Source organism: Cytophagales bacterium (genome assembly GCA_033344775.1).
Classification (GTDB): domain Bacteria; phylum Bacteroidota; class Bacteroidia; order Cytophagales; family Cyclobacteriaceae; genus JAWPMT01.
Genome location: JAWPMT010000004.1, coordinates 409,257 through 432,286, shown reverse-complemented (window position 1 = coordinate 432,286; position 23,030 = coordinate 409,257). Strand labels below are relative to the sequence as shown.

General features: G+C 43.7%; 19 protein-coding genes. 4 read left to right on the top strand and 15 right to left on the bottom strand.

Features of this window, described 5'->3' with window-relative positions; all coding sequences use genetic code 11:
• Positions 1–23: 23 nt before the first annotated feature.
• The 15 genes from R8G66_10620 to R8G66_10550 form a co-directional block, all read right to left on the bottom strand.
• Positions 24–3,164, bottom strand: a complete 3,141-nt coding sequence (locus tag R8G66_10620) for a glycosyl hydrolase (GenBank protein ID MDW3192813.1) — start codon at positions 3,162–3,164, stop codon at positions 24–26.
• 145 nt (positions 3,165–3,309) lie between these two features.
• Complete coding sequence (gene bcp / locus R8G66_10615) at positions 3,310–3,759, bottom strand: thioredoxin-dependent thiol peroxidase (GenBank protein ID MDW3192812.1); 450 nt, start codon at positions 3,757–3,759, stop codon at positions 3,310–3,312.
• The gene (locus tag R8G66_10610) at positions 3,759–5,627 is read right to left on the bottom strand and encodes a M23 family metallopeptidase (protein ID MDW3192811.1); all 1,869 of its coding nucleotides are present in this window, start codon (positions 5,625–5,627) and stop codon (positions 3,759–3,761) included. Before R8G66_10610 ends, bcp begins: the two co-directional genes overlap by 1 nt.
• 155 nt (positions 5,628–5,782) lie before the next feature.
• Positions 5,783–6,271, bottom strand: coding sequence for a DUF2062 domain-containing protein (locus tag R8G66_10605; protein MDW3192810.1), 489 nt, complete (start codon positions 6,269–6,271; stop codon positions 5,783–5,785).
• A gap of 153 nt (positions 6,272–6,424) precedes the next feature.
• The gene (trxA, locus tag R8G66_10600) at positions 6,425–6,748 is read right to left on the bottom strand and encodes a thioredoxin (GenBank protein MDW3192809.1); all 324 of its coding nucleotides are present in this window, start codon (positions 6,746–6,748) and stop codon (positions 6,425–6,427) included.
• A gap of 143 nt (positions 6,749–6,891) precedes the next feature.
• A complete protein-coding gene (locus R8G66_10595; protein MDW3192808.1) occupies positions 6,892–8,082 on the bottom strand; it encodes an exo-alpha-sialidase in 1,191 nt (396 codons plus the stop codon).
• Positions 8,082–8,432: a heavy metal-associated domain-containing protein gene (locus tag R8G66_10590; GenBank protein MDW3192807.1), complete on the bottom strand. Its 351-nt coding sequence runs from the start codon at positions 8,430–8,432 to the stop codon at positions 8,082–8,084. Before R8G66_10590 ends, R8G66_10595 begins: the two co-directional genes overlap by 1 nt.
• 146 nt (positions 8,433–8,578) lie before the next feature.
• Positions 8,579–10,774: a TonB-dependent receptor gene (locus tag R8G66_10585; GenBank protein MDW3192806.1), complete on the bottom strand. Its 2,196-nt coding sequence runs from the start codon at positions 10,772–10,774 to the stop codon at positions 8,579–8,581.
• 94 nt (positions 10,775–10,868) lie between these two features.
• The gene (locus R8G66_10580) at positions 10,869–11,246 is read right to left on the bottom strand and encodes a hypothetical protein (protein ID MDW3192805.1); all 378 of its coding nucleotides are present in this window, start codon (positions 11,244–11,246) and stop codon (positions 10,869–10,871) included.
• A 62-nt stretch (positions 11,247–11,308) separates the two neighbouring features.
• Positions 11,309–11,998 (bottom strand): DUF4396 domain-containing protein, encoded by a 690-nt coding sequence (locus R8G66_10575; GenBank protein MDW3192804.1) that lies wholly within the window; start codon positions 11,996–11,998, stop codon positions 11,309–11,311.
• 41 nt (positions 11,999–12,039) lie between these two features.
• On the bottom strand, positions 12,040–12,603 hold the full coding sequence (locus R8G66_10570) for a helix-turn-helix domain-containing protein (GenBank protein MDW3192803.1): 564 nt from the start codon (positions 12,601–12,603) through the stop codon (positions 12,040–12,042).
• The gene (locus R8G66_10565; GenBank protein ID MDW3192802.1) at positions 12,603–12,803 is read right to left on the bottom strand and encodes a hypothetical protein; all 201 of its coding nucleotides are present in this window, start codon (positions 12,801–12,803) and stop codon (positions 12,603–12,605) included. The genes R8G66_10570 and R8G66_10565 overlap by 1 nt, the downstream gene beginning before the upstream one ends.
• Before the next feature lie 35 nt (positions 12,804–12,838).
• The gene (locus tag R8G66_10560) at positions 12,839–13,372 is read right to left on the bottom strand and encodes a hypothetical protein (protein MDW3192801.1); all 534 of its coding nucleotides are present in this window, start codon (positions 13,370–13,372) and stop codon (positions 12,839–12,841) included.
• A 366-nt stretch (positions 13,373–13,738) separates the two neighbouring features.
• Positions 13,739–13,984 carry a DUF202 domain-containing protein gene (locus R8G66_10555; GenBank protein ID MDW3192800.1) on the bottom strand — a complete coding sequence of 82 codons (246 nt, stop codon included), beginning with the start codon at positions 13,982–13,984 and terminating at the stop codon, positions 13,739–13,741.
• Positions 13,985–13,998: 14 nt separating this feature from the next.
• The gene (locus tag R8G66_10550) at positions 13,999–14,694 is read right to left on the bottom strand and encodes an amino acid racemase (GenBank protein ID MDW3192799.1); all 696 of its coding nucleotides are present in this window, start codon (positions 14,692–14,694) and stop codon (positions 13,999–14,001) included.
• A gap of 295 nt (positions 14,695–14,989) precedes the next feature.
• Here R8G66_10550 and R8G66_10545 point away from each other — a divergent pair, with 295 nt between their 5' ends.
• The 4 genes from R8G66_10545 (at position 14,990) to R8G66_10530 (ending at position 23,029) form a co-directional block, all read left to right on the top strand.
• Entirely contained in the window at positions 14,990–15,724 is a 735-nt protein-coding gene (locus R8G66_10545) for a FadR/GntR family transcriptional regulator (protein MDW3192798.1), read from the top strand.
• A 240-nt stretch (positions 15,725–15,964) separates the two neighbouring features.
• Positions 15,965–19,171 (top strand): TonB-dependent receptor, encoded by a 3,207-nt coding sequence (locus R8G66_10540; protein MDW3192797.1) that lies wholly within the window; start codon positions 15,965–15,967, stop codon positions 19,169–19,171.
• Between the two features lie 11 nt (positions 19,172–19,182).
• On the top strand, positions 19,183–20,514 hold the full coding sequence (locus R8G66_10535) for a RagB/SusD family nutrient uptake outer membrane protein (protein ID MDW3192796.1): 1,332 nt from the start codon (positions 19,183–19,185) through the stop codon (positions 20,512–20,514).
• A gap of 325 nt (positions 20,515–20,839) precedes the next feature.
• Positions 20,840–23,029 carry a heparinase II/III family protein gene (locus R8G66_10530; protein ID MDW3192795.1) on the top strand — a complete coding sequence of 730 codons (2,190 nt, stop codon included), beginning with the start codon at positions 20,840–20,842 and terminating at the stop codon, positions 23,027–23,029.
• Position 23,030 lies beyond the last annotated feature (1 nt).

Here is a 23,030-nt window from a genome sequence, read left to right as displayed (position 1 = left end):
TCGACAGACAGGGTTCTCGAACCCTACTCTTCCAATATCACTGCTGGCAGCCCCAACTCCTCATACATGTCATTGAAGGCTTTCAACTCCACATCTATCAATTGCTTTTTAGCATCAGCAAAAATTTTCCATTCGGCCATTAGGTCATCGTGACGTTCCGCTGCACCGTCCGTTACCTGAGGTTCGGCTACGTCAATGGCACCTTTCAGGTACATCAGGTGGGCATTCAATTGGTTATGGAAATTGATCACATCCTGAAATGTCTTTTGTTTCGGTTGTATCAGGTTGTTTTCCCATTCTTCAATTTTAGTCACCAACGACTTGGCCGTATCCAATAATGCCTCAGCAGTTTCATTACCTTTCAGTAATTTCTGGTAGCCCTGCAGCTGGCTTTTGGCAGATCGCATGGTGTTTACCGACTCGTGGATATCCCGAATGGTCTCCTCAATTCCAGTCAACTTGCTTTGCTGGTTGGCCCAGTCAAGAGGACTGGCTTTGATAGATGGATTGGCTAAGATAGAAACTGTGGTTTCTACCGAGTCATCTTCATGGATGAGCCGCAAAGTGTACTCGCCTGGACCTACTCGCGAACCCCGATAATCTCCGAATGCAAAGACTTTGGAAACCGCGGGTAGTGTGGCTCTTCGGAAATCCCAGGTGAAGCGATTGACACCTTTCTTGGCTGGAAGAGCAGCTGGTTTAGGAGGTCCGCCGGCCCAACCTCGGAAGTCTTTCGCTTCTTCAGATGTATAACTTCGGATCTCTGCACCATTTTGAAGTACTTTCAAAGTGATGGAAGTACTGTCCAGTTCATTAGGTAAGTAGTAATCCAGCGTGACACCTTCTTTTGGGTTTTGTCCCCATCCGGGTGATGGCATGTCCTGACTACCTCCGAATAAGCGGTAGGTATCTTTCGGGGAATACAGTGCCAGGGCATCTCCAAATTCACCTTTGGATTGCTGAATAGCCCCCAGGTCATCAAGGATCCAGAAGGATCGTCCAGCCGTAGCAGCAACCAGGTCATTTTGACGTACCATGAGGTCGTTGATGGGAACGACTGGCAAATTCAATTGGACTTTTTGCCAGAAGGCACCATCGTTAAAAGAGACATAAAGTCCGGTTTCTGTTCCACCATACAACAGGCCTTTCACTTTGGGGTCTTCTCGTACTACCCTAAAAAAGGAAGGGGCTTCATCGATACCATTGGTGATTTTAGTCCAGCTGGCTCCATAATCATTGGTCTTGAAGGCCAGGGGAGTAAGGTCATTGAACTTATAGCGCATTACGGCGATGTAAGCAGTTGCAGGATCGTGTGGTGATACTTCGATGGAATTGATGATCCCTTCCTGTAAGCCTGTGGGAGTGACATTGCTCCAGTTTTCTCCACCGTCTTTGGTCAGGTGCACAAGTCCGTCATCGGATCCAGCCCAGATTACTCCTTCTTCATGAGGGGATTCGGTTAGGTACATCAACGTGTTGTAATTCTCACCACCAGCTGCTTCATTAGTGAAGGGTCCACCACCTTTTCCCTGCTGATCGGGATTGTTTCTGGTGAGGTCGGGTGAGATTGCTTCCCAGGATTGACCTCCATCTTCCGTTTTGAAAACCACATTTCCTCCATGATAGATCACGCTGCGATCATGGGGTGAGGAAATGATAGGCGCATTCCAATTGAATCGATGACTGAAGTTAGCAGGCACATTTCCCAGACGTAACTCAGGGTATTGATTGATCAATTTGACTTCTCCGGTAGCTTTGTCCCACTTTTCAATGATGCCTTGATAGCAACCTCCAAATACGACTACTGGATTGTCAGGATCAAAAGCAGCGTAAGCACTTTCACAACCTGCCACGGAATACCAGTCTTTCCATCCGATGCCACGACCATTCGTGCGGCTTGCGATGGCAATTGCTGAATTATCTTGCTGGCCTCCGTACACGTTGTAAGGAACCAAATTATCCGTATTGACCCGGTAGAATTGAGAAGTGGGTTGATTTTGTTGTGTAGACCAGCTCTTTCCACCATCGAAGGTTACGTTAGCGCCACCATCATTAGAGTTGATCATATTTTGATTGTCATTCGGATTGATCCAGATGTGGTGGTTATCGCCATGTGGAGTAGGGAGATTTCCGAATGAACGGCCTCCGTTAATAGATTTCGTGACAGGTGCATTGGCCACATAAACCACATTTTCGTCGACAGGGTCGGCAAAGATTTCCATATAATACCACGAACGAGCAATGTTCACCCGGTCTTTATTGACTTGCGTCCATTGCTTACCTCTGTCATTGGACCGATATACGCCTCCTTTATCTCCTTCTGCTTCTATTACTGCGAATACCAGATCGGGATTGGCTCGGGAAACAGAGATCCCGGACTTTCCGAAAGCTTCCGGAAGCCCTTCCTCCATTTTCTCCCAGGATTCCCCCATATCTGTTGATTTGTATAAGCCAGAAGATTCCCCACCTGACTGCATGGTCCAGGCATAACGGCGGTGTTCCCACATGGAAGCGTAGAGAATACGTGGGTTGGTGTAATCCATAGAAAGGGAAGAAGCGCCTACATCGGAATTGACTTGTAAGACGGGGCTCCATGAATCGCCTCCATCGGTAGATTTATAAACCCCTCGCTCGGGACTGGTACCGTATTGTGGACCTTGTACCGTGACGAAAACAATATCGGGATTCGAAGGATGTATGACCACATCTGAGATATGTTGTGAGTTTTCTAATCCAACGTGCTCCCAGGTACGACCAGCATCCGTAGATCGATAGACTCCATCGCCGCTGGAGGTCATTACTCCCCGGATGGCATGTTCACCCATTCCTACGTAAATCACATTAGGGTCAGATTCAGCCACAGCGATCGCACCAACGGTTCCTGTTTTGAAGAAGCCATCGCTGATGTTTTTCCAGGTGATCCCTGCATTAGTGGTTTTCCAAACGCCACCACCAGTTCCACCCATATAATAGGTCATCGGATCACCCACTACACCGGTACTGGTAACGCTCCTACCACCGCGATAGGGGCCAATGTTTCGCCATTTCAGACCAGAAAGTAGTTCCGTGTCAATTTTTTCATACTGTGGTTGATTTTTCTTTCTTTTCTGGCCGAAAACCAGGATTGGAATTGTCAGCAGTAGCAATAGGACAATCTTCTTCATTGGAGATTTATGGTTAGGTTGGTATTGAACGTGGATCACCAAAATAATAAAAAGTGATCAGTCCTTCGGGAGTTGTTTGATTGACGGTAGGAGGGTAATAAAAAAGGCACCATAAGGTGCCTTGATATCATGTATTGTACGGGACTTAACCCAAAATCTGGGCCGTGTGATCTTTGGTCTTGACCTTTTCTATCACTTCGGTGAGTGTACCTTCCTCGTCAATGACGAAAGTAGTTCTCAAAGTACCCATATAGGTTTTACCATACATTTTCTTTTCACCCCAGGTACCAAATAAGTTGTGAATGGTGTGGTCGGTATCTACCAGCAAGGTGAATGGAAGTTCATGTTTGGCAATGAACTTTTGGTGAGAGGCTTCACCGTCCTGACTTACACCCAGTACCTCGTAACCCTGTTTTTGCAGTTCCTCATAATTATCTCTTAGGTTACAGGATTGCGCTGTACAGCCTGGGGTATTGTCCTTGGGATAGAAGTACAGGACAATCTTTTTTCCACGCAAATCGGTTGATTTAACGAGATTACCATTTTGGTCTTTCCCTTCAAATTCAGGCGCTTTATCACCTGCTTTCAGTGTGATCATGTTGTAGGTATTTGTTTTTCGTAAATCCGTTCGTTTCCAGCATTATCGGTAATTTCTAGTCTGAAATTCCCTTCAAGGGGCTGGTCCTTTACTCTGGGTACGGCCCAGATTTTCTTTTTCTTAGCGTCATAGGCCATCATGAGCCATTCGCCATTTAGAAATGCTTTGTAGCTTTTGATACCGGATTTGGCATCATCGATCAATAAAGTGATCCCGTCCCGGGCCATTTTCAGGTTGCGGACGGTGGGAGGGCTGATGTCTTTTTCTATGGTGAACTTGCCCAGATCACGCGTGTAGAAGGTGATTTTTCCGTCTTTCCATTCCCCTCCGATAAAGGAGGATTTTTTACCCCAGACACTGTATACATGATGTTGCTCAGTATATTCCTGTTCAGGGCTCAGCGTAACTTTAACGGGTCTGCGCAGCGGAAAATCAGCATGTGGTAAGTCCCAATATTCCTTTGTTCCCTCGGATGATTTTTCATACCTCAGATAAAGGGTGTCAAAAAGAACCGTCTTCTTAAACTCAATGTCGATACCTTCCTGCGCAAAGTTGATGGTTTGGTTATTGGGAATGGTTTGTTGAAATCGAAAGTCCACCGTATCTGAACTCGTCATGAACTGTGTGGGCAATCCCTTTCTGAGGTCCCACAGATAGAACTGTTTTTTCAATTGTGTGTATGGCTCCAGGCGAACCGTATCATTTTGCAGCACTACCTCAGCAGAATCGCCTAATGCTGATTGCAGATGCAGCCAGTTTCGCCGAAGCAGAAAACTTCTGAACGTTGGTTCCGGTCGATTGACTATTTTTCGGTTGTTTACTTTGGTTTCAAGAATGGAAAGATTGCCATAGGCATCCTGAAGATAAATGTTTAGTAAACTACCTTCCGAATTAAATTTCACACCTTCATTATTGATCAGGTAAATGCCCAGTGTATTGCCTTCATCTTTGAACAGTTTGTTGAATTTCCTTCGTCGATTGACGTAGGTTTCGTAATCCATGTGGACCACAATGTTCCTCATTTCATTAAAGGCCATTCTGGCTTTTCTTTGATGGAATACCGTGTCATTATCAACGGTCATCATGATTTCAGGAATACCATTTCTGGCGCTGGAACCATTGTGCCGATCGATGTAATCAATTTCCACTCCAATTTTCCCTTCAAGTTGCAATGGCTTAGGAATACGGTATTTCCCTTCGTTTTGGATCACTTCAAATTCAAACCGACCAAAAACGCCATTCACCCGGGCTTTATCATCCAGGCAGACAAAGGCTACTTTTCGAAGTGTCGGAGCGATATTGTCCCGGATTTCTTTAAAATTAAATTTTAACGGGTCAAGTACGCGCTGCTTGGAATCACGGATCTCAAAATGTAAATGTGGTCCGCTTGAAGATCCGGTATTGCCGGAATAGGCCAGCATTTCTCCCTGTCGGAAGGGGAAAGCATTCTTATCTGGAAAAAGATCTAATTCGTAAGACTTTTTTTTGTATTGCTGTTCCCGCAAGTATTCCTCTAATTCCGGTGCAAACCGTTTGAGATGCGCATAAACAGAGGAAGTGCCATTCGGGTGTTGCATGTACAGTACATGGCCGTAGCCACCTCGTTGGACCCGGATTCGGGAAATATAACCATCGGCGGTGGCCAATACGGGTAATCCTGTTTTACCACCCGTTCTGATGTCAATGCCTCCATGGAAATGTGTCCCACGCATCTCACCCATGGTTCCTGCCAGGTAATGGGTTTGGCCAGGATAGATCGGGAAAAGGTAATAATTTTCAGAGGTGAAAGTCGGTGACTGAGCTCCCAGAAATAGGGGCAACACCAATACCACCGTATATAAAAATCGCCAGTTAATTATCGTCATCTGCTAGTTGAACCGCTAAAAAATCGAAATTAGTATGCTTCATGACGAAATAGAAGGCGATTTACTCAAAATCACCCTGTGAGTTGCGTATTTAACAAAAGATAGTGTGGGTTTTGTTTCAAAAAATGAAAAGAATTATTGTCAGTAACCAGAAATTAAACGAGGACTGCTTTTCGGATTTTTCTCCGGCGCAATTTATCAATTACTCTTAGCGCTACATGATAGCAAATAAAGGAGAGTGGAATAGAGATGATTAGGTTGCCAACTAGCATTCTGCGGGTAAAGTGCACGATCTGATTCAGGAATTCGGCATGAAAGTACACTTTGGCCTCGTTGGAAAATATAACTTCTCCAAGCCAGGCACTTAAGGCGAAGATGGGGATCAATGTCCAGATGTTCCAAATGACCATTGCCAGCAATACGCCCGGACGAGAAGCGGGTTTCATTAATGCTGCTACACCTAATCCGATGAAAATGCTTAAACCAGGAGTCGGTAATAGTGCTATAAAGGACCCTACACCAAACCCAAGAGCAACAAGATGCTCTTGTTCATCCATCAGGATGGTTACTAACCTTCTTTTCAAATTGAAATTGAACCTTCTCAAATAATTGACCAACACCACGTACCAACAAGTTTTGTTCACCTTGTATCGTGAAATGAGGAGGTAAGGTTGCGGTATTTGAATTAGTAAAAGTTAAGGCTGATATAAGTGAAGATCGAACTACATCTCTAAAAACAACGAGTATAAAAAACGCCCCGAAGGGCGTCTTAATATTCTCAATAGATGCGATATCTATTATGCAAGTTGAGCAGCTAATTTCTGATCCAATACAGCTTTAGGCACTGCTCCAATTTGTTTGTCAACGATCTCACCGCCTTTGAAAACCAAAAGGGTCGGTATAGAACGAATACCGAACTTGGCAGATACTTCAGGATTTGAATCCACATCTACTTTGCCCACTACCGCTTTGCCTTCGTATTCGCCGGCCAATTCTTCAACTACGGGTCCGATCATCTTACAAGGACCACACCATTCCGCCCAGAAATCAACTAGTACCGGTTGATCTGAACCTATTACTTCTTCGAAATTCGAATCAGTTATTTCAATTGCTTTTCCCATGGTATTTATAATTCTACTAAGTCAACGCAAAGCTACTGTAATTGTTCTAGTTACGTTTAAAGAAACGAATATATGTAAGTACACAGACAATGTCGCATCGAATGCCTATTTGTTATGACAATTTATTTATTAAACATAGCTGTTTATTTATACTTCAATCGTCCTACCTGTACGTTTAATGCTTCCGAGCCGGGTTGTGTATTGGCAAAATACAGGTAGTCATTTTGAACAGCCATTTGAGGAAATCCGCTAAGTCGGGCGCCCGATGTTTTCGTGATCACCATCTCTTTCAGGACCATACCAGATTTATTAATGATTTTGAGTTTGATCAAACCCTCTTCTCCATTCCTGGCTAACCAGGTCACGCCAATCAGATCTTCACTCAATAAATTCACAGCGACTCGACCAAAGGGTTCTTTGCTGTCAATGAGAATGGGCGTTTCAAAGGATGTACCTCCGTTTGAAGATATTGCCAATTGTACCCTGGGCTTATTTTGTGCGCCAGTGAACCAACCTAAGGCAACCAAATTTCCATTAGCATCAATACTCGGTCCATTGACCGGACACCCTGCGATTTCCCAATTATCCATGGATATAGATTCATTGTATACCCAGCCCAATTCAGATGATTCCATCAATTGCACCAATGAAATATCGCGAATTTCATCTGGGGAGCGATCCCTGTAAGCGACTATTGGACCATTGGTAGTCGCTACCGCTGCTGTGGCGCAACAATCACAAACACGCTCATCCAACCGCGTTCGTTCAGAAACATTGCCGGAATGATCAATCATGGCCGTTCTCAGTGTCATGGCACCTTCATGGGCTCCGGTAGTATTTCTGCCATCCAACCAAACCAGCCGAAATTGATCACCCGCTTGCGGAATGATGGAAACGAATCCGTGTTCTGTTTCCGTGGAATCATCATGTACTTTAAAGGGTTCACTCCAACCTGATGAATTTCGAACCTTGACTTTTACATCATAGGCGTAAGTATCCGGGGCACTCTTCTGCAGATAATGTGCGATCATTACATTTTCCGATGCCGATATTTTTGGATAATCGGCCCAATTGACAAACCAATTTGTGCCACTGGCCACTTTCTCAGGGGTAGTCCATTGCTCATTCTGAAATGTTGAAAACTTCAAAGTGGCAGTATCCCCGGAAGTTTCGACCCAGGAGCATCGTAATACCCCGTCCAGACCTGTTTCCAAATAGGGAAGGCCATTGTTACCAATTGTGGGTAAGTCGAGCCATTCTATCTCATGAAGTTCAGGTTCCGGTTGAGAACAGGCAAATAGGAATCCTAGCAGAAGCAAAAGAAAATTTCGCATCAATGATCGTTATCATGGCCGCCATCGCGGCAACAAAACGGCAAGTTAGTGTAAGCTTTTGGATCTCTTTTAACCGAATCAGCATTGTATCCAACACCAGAAATGCCCTTTCTGATGTCTTCAACAGAAATCTTTTTAGGATTGAATTCAACCGTTACGATTTTTGAGTCAGTATCTAGCTCTACGAACTTGATCCCCTTGGTGAAGGTCAATTCATATTCGATGGTTTCCTTACACATTTCGCAGATGGCACTTGTAAGGATTTCCGCTTTCTGGGTTTTGTTTTCCTGGGCGAGAGCTGTGCCACTCAATAAGATGGCAAAGCATAGGGTGGTCAATAGATTTTTCATGTTTTTAATTTTCAATGCTCTTGGAGAAAGGTTTTGGTGAAAACTGAGAATTGCAAAAAAACACCCTTGTATTCCCTGAAGGGATGTTCTGTTCTCACCTTTAGGGGTAAAGGGGCTTTTCGAGTATCGTCAAAACCTTTCAATTATTAATTTCTTTTAATTCTGTATCTAAATCCGGCATATACCAGCCGGCCGGCAATAGGTCCCCATACCAGTGACCCATCGAATTGTTCTCCAAAAGGATTTTCAGCATCGATGATGGGGTCATCTTGTCGGAAATCCAGCAAGTTTTCCGATCCGAGGTAAATACTTCCCCAGCGAAACCCTCGGGAAATTTGCGTGTTGACAAGGGAATAAGCTGGAGCAAAGGATGCTTTTTGAAACTCTGCTGGTTTGTCCTGAGTATTGGGTAAGCGTTTTTTACCTACCCAGTGCAACGTGGCATCCCATGTCCATTTGTCAAATTTGGTGGCGTAGCTTGCGTTGACAAAGAACCGGTTACGGGCTGTAAACGGTACCTGCCGTTGCACTCCGCCAAACTGACTTTGGACGTTGTAGTACTTGTAAGCACCCTTTAGTGCCCAATGCTCATTGATGCGCATAGAAGCTTCGAACTGCAAACTGTGTGCAAAAGACTCGTTTGCCAAATTAAAGAACTGCACTTCCCTGGAATTGGCATCCAGATCCATTACCAGTTGGTTTTCGAAGAACGTGTAGAAGTAGTCTGCGATCACATCTATTTTACGTTCTCCCAACTGAACAGCTGTTACAATACTTCCACCAGCATTCCAGGACACTTCTGGTTCGATGGCTTCTAATACCCGAATGGAACGATTGGAAATCAGTACACGGGTATTTTCTGCGATTACATTTGGTGTTCGATACCCACGTCCTACAGAAGTCCGCAAGGTGGTGACTGGATTGAGTTGATACCGGAAATGAAGCCTTGGAGTATAATAAGTGCCATATAGGTTATGAAAATCAGTCCTTGCTCCGGCCACCAGGGTAATGTCCTCTGTGGGCAACCAGGAGTATTCAAAGTACGCACCAGGCACTTCTTCAGTCCTGGAAAAGGCTGAATCTGCATAGCTTTCCTGATAGCGATCGTAAAGGAAACTAACCCCGGTTTTGTATTGATGAAATGAATTCCCGATGATGTTTTGATGGATCACATTCCCGTACAAAGTTTCCTGACGGCCGGAATAGTCATTTCTACCGAAGTTGGAATCCATGTCCTGAATGGTACCTGAGTAAATGAATCCCCAACCTTTGTATGGCGTCTTAGGAAATAATAAGCCAGTCTTTCCAAACACTTCGAACTTCTTCGTCAGGTTGGAAAACCCATATAGCGAAGAGGTACTGGCGTCATCGCCAAACCCGAATCCTGTTTCTCCACCCGCTTTTTGATCAACCATCACATTTACTCCAATTTGTGAAACCAACTTTTCGCCCTGGAATTTGTACCGGTTCATCAGGTTGATCTGCCTTGACTTGGGGAGGTCCAGAAAACCATCATCATTGCGATCAATTTCATTATCAAAATAGTCGGAATGAAAAAGGACCGCACTGCTCCACTTGTCATTAAGGTCGTATGCCGAATTGAAATTGAGCTCGGATCTCCCAAACGCATTTGCATAAGCATTGAGGTAGACCTTTTCACTGTGTTCAGGCTTTTTGAATTCCAGGTTGATCTGTCCTGTCATGGATTCGTACCCATTGACCACAGATCCCGCACCCTTGCCTACATCTATGGACTGAATCCACGTACCAGGAATATATCCCATACCAAATCTGGAGGTAAGTCCTCGAACGTTAGGAACATTTTCTCGCTGGATCTGTACGTATTTTCCGTCTAGTCCCAGCATCATGATCTGCTTGCTGCCGCTTACCGCATCACTAAAAGAAACGTCTACAGATGCATTCGTTTCAAAGCTTTCGCTCAGGTTACAGCAGGCCGCCTTTAATAATTCCGACTCCAGAATGACCTGATTGTGAATCGGATCCAGTTCATCGTAAAAACTAGTTTCCGCTTTGATGACCACTTCCTGTAATTCTGAAGCTGCAGGTGCTAATTGTATGATCGCTGGAATGTTGTTGGCAGCAATTGTATCATTCGTATAGCCAATGAAAGAAAAGACCAGGTCACGGTCTGGGTGATGAATGGCTAATGTAAAAGCGCCATTAACATCTGTGGTAGTACCATGAGTAGTTCCAGATACGAAAACTGCTGCTCCGATCAACGGGTTATTGTTTTCGTCCACGACACGCCCTTTGAGGGGAATTTGCGCTTGAGCCCAATAAATTGAGCCAATGAACATTAAGGTTAATATTTTTTTAAACATGTTTAGATCTGAAATGCCAATTCAACAAATGAATGATCAGTGCTATCGCTATGCCTGGATAGCAATGGGATCACTGATAAGAATTGGGATCAGATCAAATCAAGAAGGTATCGTACAATACAGGGAGGTCGCTCGCAATGAGCGGAGGGGAGTATTGGTAGTAGGGAAGTTTTTTTAACGGAATCTGCTCTTCTGCTATTTCGTCTACTTCCAGAAAGCTGATAGGAAGCAAAAAGGATAGCTTTTGATCCAAATCGAATTGGAATGAAACAAATTGGTAGTTGTCTACCTCAAAATGTTCCTCCGTATCGTGGCAGCAGTCCATGGGGCAGGGGGTTCCTTTTTCAAGACCCATTTTTTCGGCGCAGTTCTCTGCTTTATGCAGGATACTGACCTCTGCCAACCTTCCCATGCAATAGTGTTTGTTAAGGGTAATACCCATCGTACTCACCATCAAGAGGAGGGCGAGCATTGGAGAGAGATATGTCCTTAACTTTTGCACGTTGTAAAATTACGTAATTCGGATCAGAAGGTTTAGTGACACGCTTTGTTGAACTTCTTCAACTTGAAGTAATTGTAGGGCAGGGGAGTAATGAAGCCTGCAACCAGTGCCGGGACCAATGCCAGCCAGTATTGCCATTGATCAAAAGCCGCTTTGCCACCAGTGAACATGAAATCTGTGGCCGTCATGGCAATTTCCATGGCTACCATAGAGATAAAAGACATCCCAAAGGCGGTCTTCAAAGCCAGGGACCAGTCAAACTTTTCGCGTCTTTTCAACAGGATGGTTTCCAGCGCGATGGAAGTCATCAGACCAGCAATGATGGCCAGGGTCATTTGCCAAACCATCGGTGTGTTTGGATAAAAGGCTTGTAAAAAGAAGATCATTCCAAAATCCCCGATGGAGCAGCCAATGAGGCAATTCAGGGTATTGAAAGAAGCTCTTTGCCAAACTTGATTATCCAGCCAAAATGAAGGTTTTGGCGGATTGTTTACAATGGAATAGCCTTCTTGTGACAATAAGCCCTGTAAATAACCAGGATTGACGCCTTCGCCTACCGCACTCAAGGTTTTCACACCGTCTTCCGTATCAATCGACCAATTATTGATCATGCTTGCTTCATTCAGCAATGGCGTCACTTTTTGTACACAGTGATCACAATGCAAGTCCGTCTTCACTTTTACCGCTTCCATATCGGCAAAGAAAACATGCGGCTTCTCCAAAGAATTCCAAAATTCAGGAAAAGAGTTATAGATTTTTGCAATCAGACCTGATCCAGACCTTTTCTGGTCAGTTGATTGGATTTCAGGTACTGCGAAGGGGTTACACCGACGATTTTTTTGAATTGGGTGGAAAGATGTTGCACACTGCTGTATCCCAAATGGTTAGCGATCTCACTGATGGACAATTCACCGTAAGAGATCAGCTCTTTGGCCCGTTCTATACGCTGATTAATGAGGTGTTTTTCTATGGTTGTTCCCGTCGATGAAGAGAATATCCTGCTGAGGGAAGTGTAGTCTTTTTCCAGGCGCTGCTCCAGGTAGGTAGAGTGATTTTGATTGCCTAACAGGCCTGGTTCAAGAATGCTTTGTAGTAATGCTGTTTTTATTCGTGAAACCCATTGCTCATTGCTGTCTTCGAGCAGTTGAAAACCTCTTTTTTGTAAATACAAGGCCAATGATTCGAGTTGCTGCTGGTTGGCATGCACACCACTGACCTGCCCCAATTGTACTTCACGAAAAGGAATATGGGCGGATTGAAGCGCTTCGGTTACCGCTTCGATGCATCGGTCACATACCATATTCTTGATATGCAACGATTCTTTCATTACATATCTGATTTATTCCTGAATGTTCGAGCGGTCAAAACCAATACCACCAATCCCCATACGGCAAGTAATGACATTTTTGTCTCAGTGCTCCATTCGGCACTATTGTCCAAGACTTCTTCCGCCTCCTGAACCTTTTCCTGGGCCAGAAGAATGCAAGTCATAAAAAAGAACAAAAGAAAAGAGAATACACGCTTCATTCGACTAAGATAAAGAAAGACTGGAAACCTTGTGATTAATCCGATTTGGGTTCACTTAGCAATTGCTTGATCACTGTGATCTGTTCCGGAAGTAGCATGCCCGTTTCATTCATGAAGTAGGTGATGTACCGCTCAAATTCCGGATCGATGTTCATTTCCTTGCATCGCCACAAATTGGCCACAATAAAATCCCGGTCTTCTTCCAGGTGTTTACTCATCATGAGGATTCTAGGTAGATGGAATTCAATGGCAAAGCGTAAGAATCTGATTTCCAGATTATCCATTTCCTGGTCTACCGCATCCAGGATCATCTTCTCATACCGATTGACTTGTGAGAGTTTGGCCAGCGGATTCCAGAGCGTTTGAGCCATCATAGCTTCACCGGCTGCCTGATAAGCCATGATCGTAGGAGAGGTTTGATCTACTTTTTCGATGAATTTGTGATAATTACTAATGCTATCCTGACTCAATACTGCCTGATGAAACCGCTTTCTGATCTCTTCCAGACCTTGTCCGTAAGACAGGCTGACTGACATCATCAGTAAGAAAAAAGAAAGCGCGTATTTCATTGTAGCATTTAAACGACCAAAGTTCAGTTATGGTGATCGAAGTAGGAAAATAATTGGAATAATTCGTCCGATGGCAGACGCTAGACGATGGATTATCTTAGAATAAAAATAGAAGCAGCAGCATAATAGCAATGCCAATCAGTAGCCATCGATAGGCTGGATTTTGAGTTGGAAACTCGTATTGGCAAATCGGGCAGATCTCTTCCTCCTTATCTACCTGCATCGCACACTAGGGACATTCTTTGGTTTTCATTTAGGGTGCGAAGATAGACGGATTATGATGGGATAGTCGCCAAATCGGACAGCATTAGATAGGAGATTCAACTATATGGAACCTTTAAATAAGTACAGGAAAGTGCGGACGAATTATTCATCGGACCATCTGTCTAGTCGCTTTTTCACCACAAAAAACCGGATAACACCGACTAGAAAGAGCAGGATTGCTAATCCCATGAAAAGGTAACCAAGCGATTCCAGATTATTGAGGAAGTCAACTTTAACAAGGGTCAACCCTGATCCAAAAACCACCACAAAGGTTCGGAAATAGGCCAGGAATGTTCGTTCATTGGCCAATTTGGTTCTCTCCAGGGCTAACAAGTCTGTCTTGTTCATTTTTCAAAAATTGTTCATTGATCGAGAATGAAATCAAAAGCTGCCTTTGTGTGGACTTTTACGGTATCAAATATCGGAATATTTAAGTCTGTAGCTTGGATCAAAATTGGAAATTCAGTGCAGCCTAAGATGACGCCTTCTGCACCCTGATCAACCATTTCCTGAATACAGTTCAAAACAAAGTCCTTGGAAGAAGAAATGATGTTACCCAAAACCAATTCCTGATGAATGATTCGATGCAACTCTTCAAGTTTTTCAGAGCCAACGGGCGTAATTACTTCGATATCGTGTTTTGAAATTCTATTGGTCACGAAATCTTCCATCATCGTAAACTTCGTACCAATAAAACATACCTTTCTTAATCCCTGTTGTTGAATTGCGTTTGCAGTTGCGTCAGCAATGTGAAGAATAGGGATAGCCATTGTTTTTGATACAGATTCATATACCTTATGTGTGGTATTTGCACAGAGAAGCAGTGCCTCAGCACCTGCTTTTTGTAGCCTTTCGCCTGCATCAATCACCAATTCTGCAATCTTGTCCCAATGGTTCTCTTTTTGATGTTGATGAATAACCGCATGATTCAGATTAAACAGGATCAATGGCGGGTTGGAGTTATTGCCAAAATGCTCATTAATGGATTGATTGATATTTTGGTAGTAATGAATCGTCGAATGCCAGGAAGTTCCACCGATCAGTCCAAGAGTTCGCATGTTGCTCATAAAAATGGTTGCAGTTAAAAAGTCGTTAGTTGATGAATTACTCTAGGTAAATCTAAGGTTATGACATGGTTTTCGTTGAATCCGGTCGGCTGCTACAGTTCTCAATTCGGAAACTTGAATTAACAAATTCTCATCCTGATCAATGATTTCAGCTCTCTTATTGATAAAAATCAAATGAAAACGAGGAAAAGTTTGGATTTTGCATTGGTTCGTTTTAAATTGGTCGACCAATTATTGATCAATTAATGCTTTAATTCTTCAATTAACCTGAAGTCTAATCTATTCAATGGAAGTACTCAATAGTTTTTCTCAGATCGAAATCGAATCTCCCGCTGATAAGATCATCCGTCAAATTAAGGAATTGATCTCTTCAGGGCAACTCAATCCTGGGGATCGCCTTCCTAGTGAGCGGCAAATGTGCGACCGTTTGGGAGTAGGCCGAACACATCTACGTGATGCGCTAAAGAAACTGGAATTCTATGGGATCCTCAAAACCCTGCCTCAAAGCGGGACAGTAGTTGCGGGGATGGGACTTCCGGCCCTAGAAGGGCTTATTACTGATATGCTAAGTCTTCATAACAACGATTTTAAATCACTGGTTGAAACACGTGTATTACTTGAGACTCAGGGTGCCATTCTCGCGGCCAAAAACAGGACTGTCGAAGATTTGGTGGAACTTCAAAAAGCACTAGAGGCTCATAAAGAAAAGGTGCTCAGTAACCAGGATGCGGCAGAGGAAGATCTTTTGTTTCACATTAAAATCGCCGATGCAGGCAAGAATTCAGTTTTGAAATCATTGCTAATGATCATCACTCCAGATATTCTGGCATTTTTTAAGAAGCACAAGGTATGTGATGATGTCTTGGTTGAAGTTGCCATAAAGCAACATGAGATGATCTTAGAACACATACGTAATCAGGATGCTACGAAAGCGGGTGAAGCCATTGCAGAACACTTGAGCAATATCAGGGATTATGTGAATTCAGCTGATTTTAAACAATTGTCCAACGGCCAACCATAATAAGCATGGGATGAATACCAATTGAACAAAAAAAATTGGATCAGCCCAGGGCTAATCCAATCAAGTCGGGACACTTCAACTTGAAATACAATTTTGCCGATCGTAGTTCTTCAGTGTTGAAGGTATTCCTTTCGCCTCAAATATAGAAAATCGCTTTTTTATTTGAAATTATTATTGTGAGGAGTGCCTGAATTTTTCCCGACGCTATCTAACCTATTTACAATTCGAAAATCTTAAAAAATGAATAACATTTTACAAGGCACAAGAAAGCATCTGAATCACCTGCGTGGCTGGTTGTTTGCGATGCTTTGCATGTTCTCTCTGTTGGCGTATGCCCAACAGTCGATTTCCGGGAAAGTTACGGACGAAGGTGGTGAAGGCTTACCTGGAGTAACCATTCGCGTGCAAGGAAGTACCGTGGGTACTGTTACTGACATTGATGGGAATTTTACCTTAACTGCAGCCAGTAACGCTTCATTAGAAATTTCCTCCGTAGGATTTACTACCCAGATTGTGGGCGTCAATGGACGGTCTACCATCAACGTGACGCTTGACGTTGATATCGCCGAGCTGGAAGAAGTGGTCGTTGTGGGGTACGGTACTCGAAAGAAGTCTCACAATACTGGTGCAATTGCACAGGTTGAGGGGCGTGATGTAGCGGCCATCCAGGCAGTACGAGTAGATGATGCACTCGCCGGTAAATTATCGGGTGTGTTAATCCAGAACCAAAGTGGGGAGCCTGGTGCTGATCCCAGAATACAGATTAGAGCAGCATCGACCGTTAATGGAAATTCAAGTCCACTCATTGTTGTTGACGGATTCCCTATTTCAGGAAGTTTGGCGACGGTTAATCCAAATGACATTGAAAGCCTGGAAGTACTGAAAGATGCTGCTTCCGCTGCAATCTATGGTTCACGAGGAGCCAATGGTGTCATTCTGGTGACTACCAAGAAGGGGAAATCAGGCAAAGCAAGCTTTTCTTACAATGGATATACGAGTGTGTCCAACAGGTATAGAAATGATAATATTACCCAGACCGCAGGAGAATGGGCCAATACCATTGATAATGGCATCGCTAATGGAACATTCAACGTATCTGAAGTAGATCCTGAATTATTGGCATACCGCTTAAATGGATTTAGGAATTCTCCGGATGTGGTATCCGTAGAAGATTGGCTTTTCCGAACTGGATCAATGCAAAGCCATGATTTCAGTGTGAGTGGAGGAACGGAAGACATCAACTACTTTGCTTCTGTAGGTTATCAGAATACAGAAGGAATTGTGATCACCCAGGGTTTTGAACGATTCAATGGACGTTTGAATTTGGATGCGAAATTGGGAAAACGCTTTAAGACTGGCTTGAGTATCAATGGTTTTGTTTCAGATCAGGACATTGTCGCTCACGACATGAGAGACCTATTAAGAGCCTACAGTGTGCATCCTATTTATCATACCGAGGCTTCTATTGCGTTCGTTCAGCAGTTAGATCAACAAGCACAGGCGCTAGGCCTCGCTGGTTTCGATGCTGGATTTAGAGGAGGAGATGATGCTCCATGGAATAACAGTATTTACACGTTACAGCCAGGTGAGTTTGCTGAAGATTGGCACTATGGCAGAAGTGGAAACGGGATCGGTGGATCTGGTGATGCGGGTCCTGCTGCTAAGCTGGACAATGCGGACCAGTGGCAAAAGACGTATTTCGCCAATGTGAGCAGCTACTTGCAATTTGAGATCATTGAAGGATTGAATGTGAAAACGGTAATCGGTGCTGATATCCGGGATACGCAGGATTACTATCATCAATTACTGCGAGCAGATTCAAGAGCTCGAACCAATCAGACGGACCTGGATCAAACAGATACGAAGCGATCTTCCATGTTGAGTGAAACCACTTTGAATTATGCTCAGAAATTTGGAGATCATGATATCTCAGCGGTAGTAGGTGTGGAATTCCAGAATTTCAATATTAGTGCTACAGCTCTTAGGGGTACGAATGTGCCTTATGGACAACCATTAAATTTTGCATTACTCGATCCTGCTGATATTAGTATAACTGAACGAGATGAGACAATCGCTCGAAGAAGTATTTTCGGAAGAATCAATTATGCTTATGATGATCGTTATCTGGTATCTGTTTCTCTTAGAAGAGATGGAGATTCTCGTTTAGGGAGAAACAATCGCTTCGAAGCTTTTCCTGCTTTGTCATTGGGCTGGAACATTCATAATGAGGATTTCTATAATTTGAATTTCCTGAATTTGTTGAAGTTGAGATTTAGCACAGGATCTTTGGGGACTACTTCTGATCTGGGAGCATTTAGCTCATTGAGTTTGTTGAACCCTCAAGCATCAGTTTTTGGAAACGCTTTCCTTATTCCTACAGATGTAGCTAATCCTGATTTGACGTGGCAAACCAATACCGAGACCAATTACGGGATCAATTTTGGAATCCTTCAAAATAGGGTAACATTAGGTATTGACTACTACACTTCGGACATTGAAGACATTCTTATTAATCAGAGTGTATCCGAAGTACTTGGTACGACCTCAGTGAGATTGAATTCAGGAGACTTGAAAAGTTCTGGTTTTGAGTTCGAGTTAGGGTTAGATGTGCTGGAGAGGGGAGATCTCACCTGGAATATGTCTGGTAATCTGTCGACGGTGAATACTGAAATTACTGATCTCGGAGGTCTAACGGAGCTTGCACCTACTATTTACGGGCAGAGTGGTCGTGGCCCGGTATTCAGAAACTATGTTGGCGGAGAAATTGGCGAAATGTGGGGACTGGAAACCATCGGTCAGGTAGAAATGGAGCACGTTGCAGATCCCACAAGAAACAATGGAATCACTAGCGGTGAATACTATGTAGTAGACCAAAACGGTGATGGCGTCATTGACCGAACAAGAACGGTTGAAGAAGGTGGCGATCTGGTTAAGATCGGACAAAATACTCCGGATTTTTACTGGGGGATGACTCATTCCTTGCGTTACAAAGACTTTGATATGACCTTATCGTTTCAGGGAGCACAAGGTGGAGACGTATTCAACATCGATCCGTTGTATTATGAATCACAATGGGGTGGAAGATTGCGTGATAGTTTTGATGCAGATGATGATGGTATTGCTGATCATAATGGACTTCATTATGCACGAGCCAGAGATCAAACTGACGCGATGGTGCAGGATGCTTCTTATATAGCTTTACGAAACATGACCATTGGTTACACACTTCGTCAAGACCTGATTAGTAAAGTCGGAATAAGATCTGCGCGAGTATATGTTGCAGCGACAAATCTGCTATATCTATGGGCAGATGATTATACCTCTTTTAATCCTGAAGGTGTGGAAATTACAAATGGTGGTTACCTCGGACCTACTACTTATGGAGTACAAGTGGGCGCAAGTCCAATTGTAAGAAGTTTCACTTTTGGTGTAAATGTTAATTTCTAAATAAGAAACTAATGAAAACGATATATAAATTATTGGCGGTCTTATTGCTTGTTTCGGCTTGTACCGAAGACCTGGATCAATTTCCCCCTAACATCGCTACTTCAAATTCTTTGACAGATTTTGATGGGGTATTGAACGCCGCTTATTTCTATCAGCATGGTTCTGCCACACCGATGGCGGTCATGGGGGACTTCAGGGCTGACAATGCTTTCATGTTCGAAGCGCCATTTACAGAATTTGATGTATTTGGTCCGGATCTTACCGCGATGGAAGATCAGTTTTTCAGTCCTTTCTATTCAGCACTTTACAAATCGATCTTGAGTGCGAACAATGTGATTGAGAACTCAACCAATGACACAGAAGTTGGGGAGGCCAAATTCTTGAGAGCGCTTTCCTACTTTAAACTCGTTCGAGTATTCGGTGATGTGACTGTTAATTTAACTTCTTCGCCAAGTGTAACGGATCCTTCGATATTGACCAGGCAACCTGCGGCTCAAGTGTATGATAATGTGATCATTCCTGACTTACAGGATGCGATTTCCGCATTGAGTGTTAACATCGTAGATGGCAGAGCATCACAATTGGCTGCCAGAGCTTTGCTGGGTAAAGTTTATGTGCACAGAGGTGATTTCGGAAGTGCGGAATCGCATTTGGCAGCAGTGGTAAATGGGGCAGCTGCCGCTGGAATCGAACTGCAGGCCAACTTTGCAGATATCTTTGGAGTGGACAATGATTTGAATTCAGAGATTATCTTCGCTACACAAGTATCAAGTTCTATTACTGATGAGTATGGCTTCTCTGAGTTTTGGTCATGGTCAGGTGGCCTAGATACCAAGTCGTTGTTGCCGCTGGATTCTGATTTAATTGCCGCATTCGATGCAGTAGCGTCAGAGGCTCTAGCTGGCGGTGATTTGAGAAGAGCAGTGACCATCGATGAAACGACAATGGCTTCGCCTAAATTCCCTCAGACGGGAGGTCCTGATCATGATTGGATCGAAATTCGATTGGCTGATGTCATCTTGTTGTATGCGGAGACTTTAAATGAAAACGGATCTTCAGCGGAAGCTGTTCTGGATTTGTTAGATCCCATCAGAACAAGAGCAGGACTGAATGTGCTGGATCATACCGTGCTGAATTCGCAGGCGTTGGTACGTCAAGCCATTCAGGATGAGAGAAGGTTGGAGTTGGCATTCGAAGGTCACCGTTGGTTTGATTTGACCAGAACAGGAACTGCACAAGCAGAAATGGGAGAGTCATTTGGAAATGAGTATTATCTGTTTCCTATTCCTATTTCTGAAGTGTTGTCCAGTTTTGGGGAGATTACTCAAAATACTGGTTACTAATCCTAAGAATATAGTTCATAATTTGGTTTAGATAGAAACAGGAGATCTTAGGGGCTGATACAATGGTTAAAGTGCCTGAGTCCTCCTTTTCATTTACAAACTTGAAATTTTAAAAACTTAAATCTAAAATCACCCAACTCAGATCAATGAGTCCACAACTAATGAAGAAAAGTAAATTGTTATTTCAGGTCAAAGGTAAGATTACAATGCCTCAATTGCTGGAGATGGATACTTGCTTCGACATGAACCCTAAGTCTTTAAGGACACAAGAAATTATCAAAATACACTAGTGAGAATATTACTAACGATAGTACTTTTTCTTCATATGACCTTCACTTGGTCTCAGGATCATCCTCGTTTGATCCTGACCAGGTCGGGGGTTGAAAATATTCGAAACTCCGCCGGGAAGATTCCTCTGTTTGATCAATCGCTGAAAGCTGTTCAAGAGCAAGTGGATCTGGCCCTGGCTGAAGAGATGGATGTCCCCGTACCGAAAGACCTGGCTGGCGGATATACACATGAAAAGCACAAGTCCAATTTCTTCACCATGCAGAAGGCCGGCGTGCTATTTCAAATCACCCAGGATGAGAAGTATGCGGTGTACATCCGGGACATGCTCCTGGCTTATGCAAAACTGTACCCAACATTAGATAAGCACCCAGCAACCAGATCTTATGCTCGTGGTAAGTTGTTCTGGCAATGTTTGAACGATGCGAACTGGTTGGTCTATACCAGTCAGGCCTATGACTGTATCTACGATTGGTTGGATAAAAAGACACGTAAAAAATTGAATCAGGATTTGTTCAGGCCTTACGCAGAGTACGTTTCGGTTGAGAACCCTCAATTTTTCAATAGAATCCATAACCACAGTACTTGGGGCAATGCGGCTGTCGGAATGGTCGGCCTGGTGATTGGAGATGAGGAATTAGTACAGTGGGCATTGTATGGCTTGAAGGTGGATATGTCAAATCAAGTGAGTGTGGATAACGATGGAGGGACAATCAAGCCAGCCCATCAAAAAGAAGCCGGGTTCCTGGCCCAAATGGATCATTCATTTTCACCTGACGGATACTATACCGAAGGTCCTTATTACCAACGCTATGCCATGTATCCCTTCCTGATCTTTGCACAGGGCCTTGCCAACAAAATGCCGGAATTGGATATTTTAAATTACCGCGATGGAGTACTGCTCAAGGCGGTAAGTGCTTTAGTAAATCAAACGAATGCCCAGGGTGAATTCTTCCCGATCAATGATGCACAAAAAGGGATGTCGCTCGCTTCTAGAGAATTGGTCAATGCCGTGAGTATGGCCTATCATTTCGGGGGAAAAGACTCAGGATTACTTTCTATCATCGAAAACCAGGGACGAGTCCCCTTAAATGATTCGGGATTAATCGCTGCTAAAGCGATTGCTGAAGGAAAAAGTACACCATACATATTCAGAAGTATGGAGCTCCGGGATGGTGCCGACGGTGACGAAGGAGCCATTGGTATTGTCAGAGCAAAGGATTTGACACTAGTAATGAAGTACGCCAAACATGGCATGGGACACGGTCATTTTGATCGGTTAGGGTTTTTACTCTATGACGAAACAGGAGAAGTCATACAGGATTATGGAGCAGCCCGATGGGTGAACATCGAGCATAAAGACGGGGGAGGTTACCTCAAAGAAAATCACAGTTGGGCGAAAGAAACCATCGCTCATAATACGCTGGTAATTGATAAAGACTCGCATTTCGATCATGATGTTAAAGCAGCTGACGCGACTTCTGGAACGCCGTATTATTTTTCAGGAGGTGATGCAGTACAGATCGTAAGCGCCACAGAAACCAATGCTTATGAAGGTGTAACCATGCATCGGACCATGGCTGTTATCTCCATCGATGAATTGGAGCATCCCATCATCATTGATCTTTTTGCGGTGCAGGCACCTGAAGGGACCCGATACGATTTGCCCTTGTATTATGTCGGAGAATTCATGTCCTCCAATCAAACATTTAAGATGAATAACGATCTTACTCCTATGGGGAAGGCGTCTGGTTATCAGCACCTTTGGGCTGAAGGTCAATCTGCTGTTCAGGATGACATCATGAACATGACCTGGTTCAATGGAAAGAAATTTTATACCGTTACTTCAGTGACGGAACCAGGTGATGAGATCCTATTGACACGTATCGGGGCCAATGATCCCAATTTTAATCTACGAAGGAATCCAGGTCTCCTTCAACGGAGAACAAGTGGTAATACAACTTTTGTGAATTTGTATGAGGTGCATGGAAGTTATGACTATCCTTCAGAGCGCCCCCTGAACTTATTTACCTCGGTTGAAGACTTGAAATTATTACATCAGTCTGAAGCATACGTGGCCATTCAATTTCGGTTGAAAGGCGGCGAAACATATCAATTTGCTTTTTCCCTGAAAGATAAAGGTCAATCATCTCAACACGAGATTACTACCCCTCAGGGAGAATTGAATTGGCAAGGTATTTACGACTTTAAAAGAATTGATCAATAAC

Excerpts from the sequence above, each read along its gene's own strand:
- R8G66_10620 (MDW3192813.1), bottom strand. The coding sequence starts at position 3,164 with ATGAAGAAGATTGTCCTATTGCTACTGCTGACAATTCCAATCCTGGTT.
- R8G66_10610 (MDW3192811.1), bottom strand. The coding sequence starts at position 5,627 with ATGACGATAATTAACTGGCGATTTTTATATACGGTGGTATTGGTGTTG.
- trxA (MDW3192809.1), bottom strand. The coding sequence starts at position 6,748 with ATGGGAAAAGCAATTGAAATAACTGATTCGAATTTCGAAGAAGTAATA.
- R8G66_10595 (MDW3192808.1), bottom strand. The coding sequence starts at position 8,082 with ATGCGAAATTTTCTTTTGCTTCTGCTAGGATTCCTATTTGCCTGTTCT.
- R8G66_10590 (MDW3192807.1), bottom strand. The coding sequence starts at position 8,432 with ATGAAAAATCTATTGACCACCCTATGCTTTGCCATCTTATTGAGTGGC.
- R8G66_10585 (MDW3192806.1), bottom strand. The coding sequence starts at position 10,774 with ATGTTTAAAAAAATATTAACCTTAATGTTCATTGGCTCAATTTATTGG.
- R8G66_10580 (MDW3192805.1), bottom strand. The coding sequence starts at position 11,246 with ATGCTCGCCCTCCTCTTGATGGTGAGTACGATGGGTATTACCCTTAAC.
- R8G66_10570 (MDW3192803.1), bottom strand. The coding sequence starts at position 12,603 with ATGAAAGAATCGTTGCATATCAAGAATATGGTATGTGACCGATGCATC.
- R8G66_10565 (MDW3192802.1), bottom strand. The coding sequence starts at position 12,803 with ATGAAGCGTGTATTCTCTTTTCTTTTGTTCTTTTTTATGACTTGCATT.
- R8G66_10560 (MDW3192801.1), bottom strand. The coding sequence starts at position 13,372 with ATGAAATACGCGCTTTCTTTTTTCTTACTGATGATGTCAGTCAGCCTG.
- R8G66_10555 (MDW3192800.1), bottom strand. The coding sequence starts at position 13,984 with ATGAACAAGACAGACTTGTTAGCCCTGGAGAGAACCAAATTGGCCAAT.
- R8G66_10550 (MDW3192799.1), bottom strand. The coding sequence starts at position 14,694 with ATGCGAACTCTTGGACTGATCGGTGGAACTTCCTGGCATTCGACGATT.
- R8G66_10545 (MDW3192798.1), top strand. The coding sequence starts at position 14,990 with ATGGAAGTACTCAATAGTTTTTCTCAGATCGAAATCGAATCTCCCGCT.
- R8G66_10540 (MDW3192797.1), top strand. The coding sequence starts at position 15,965 with ATGAATAACATTTTACAAGGCACAAGAAAGCATCTGAATCACCTGCGT.
- R8G66_10535 (MDW3192796.1), top strand. The coding sequence starts at position 19,183 with ATGAAAACGATATATAAATTATTGGCGGTCTTATTGCTTGTTTCGGCT.
- R8G66_10530 (MDW3192795.1), top strand. The coding sequence starts at position 20,840 with ATGACCTTCACTTGGTCTCAGGATCATCCTCGTTTGATCCTGACCAGG.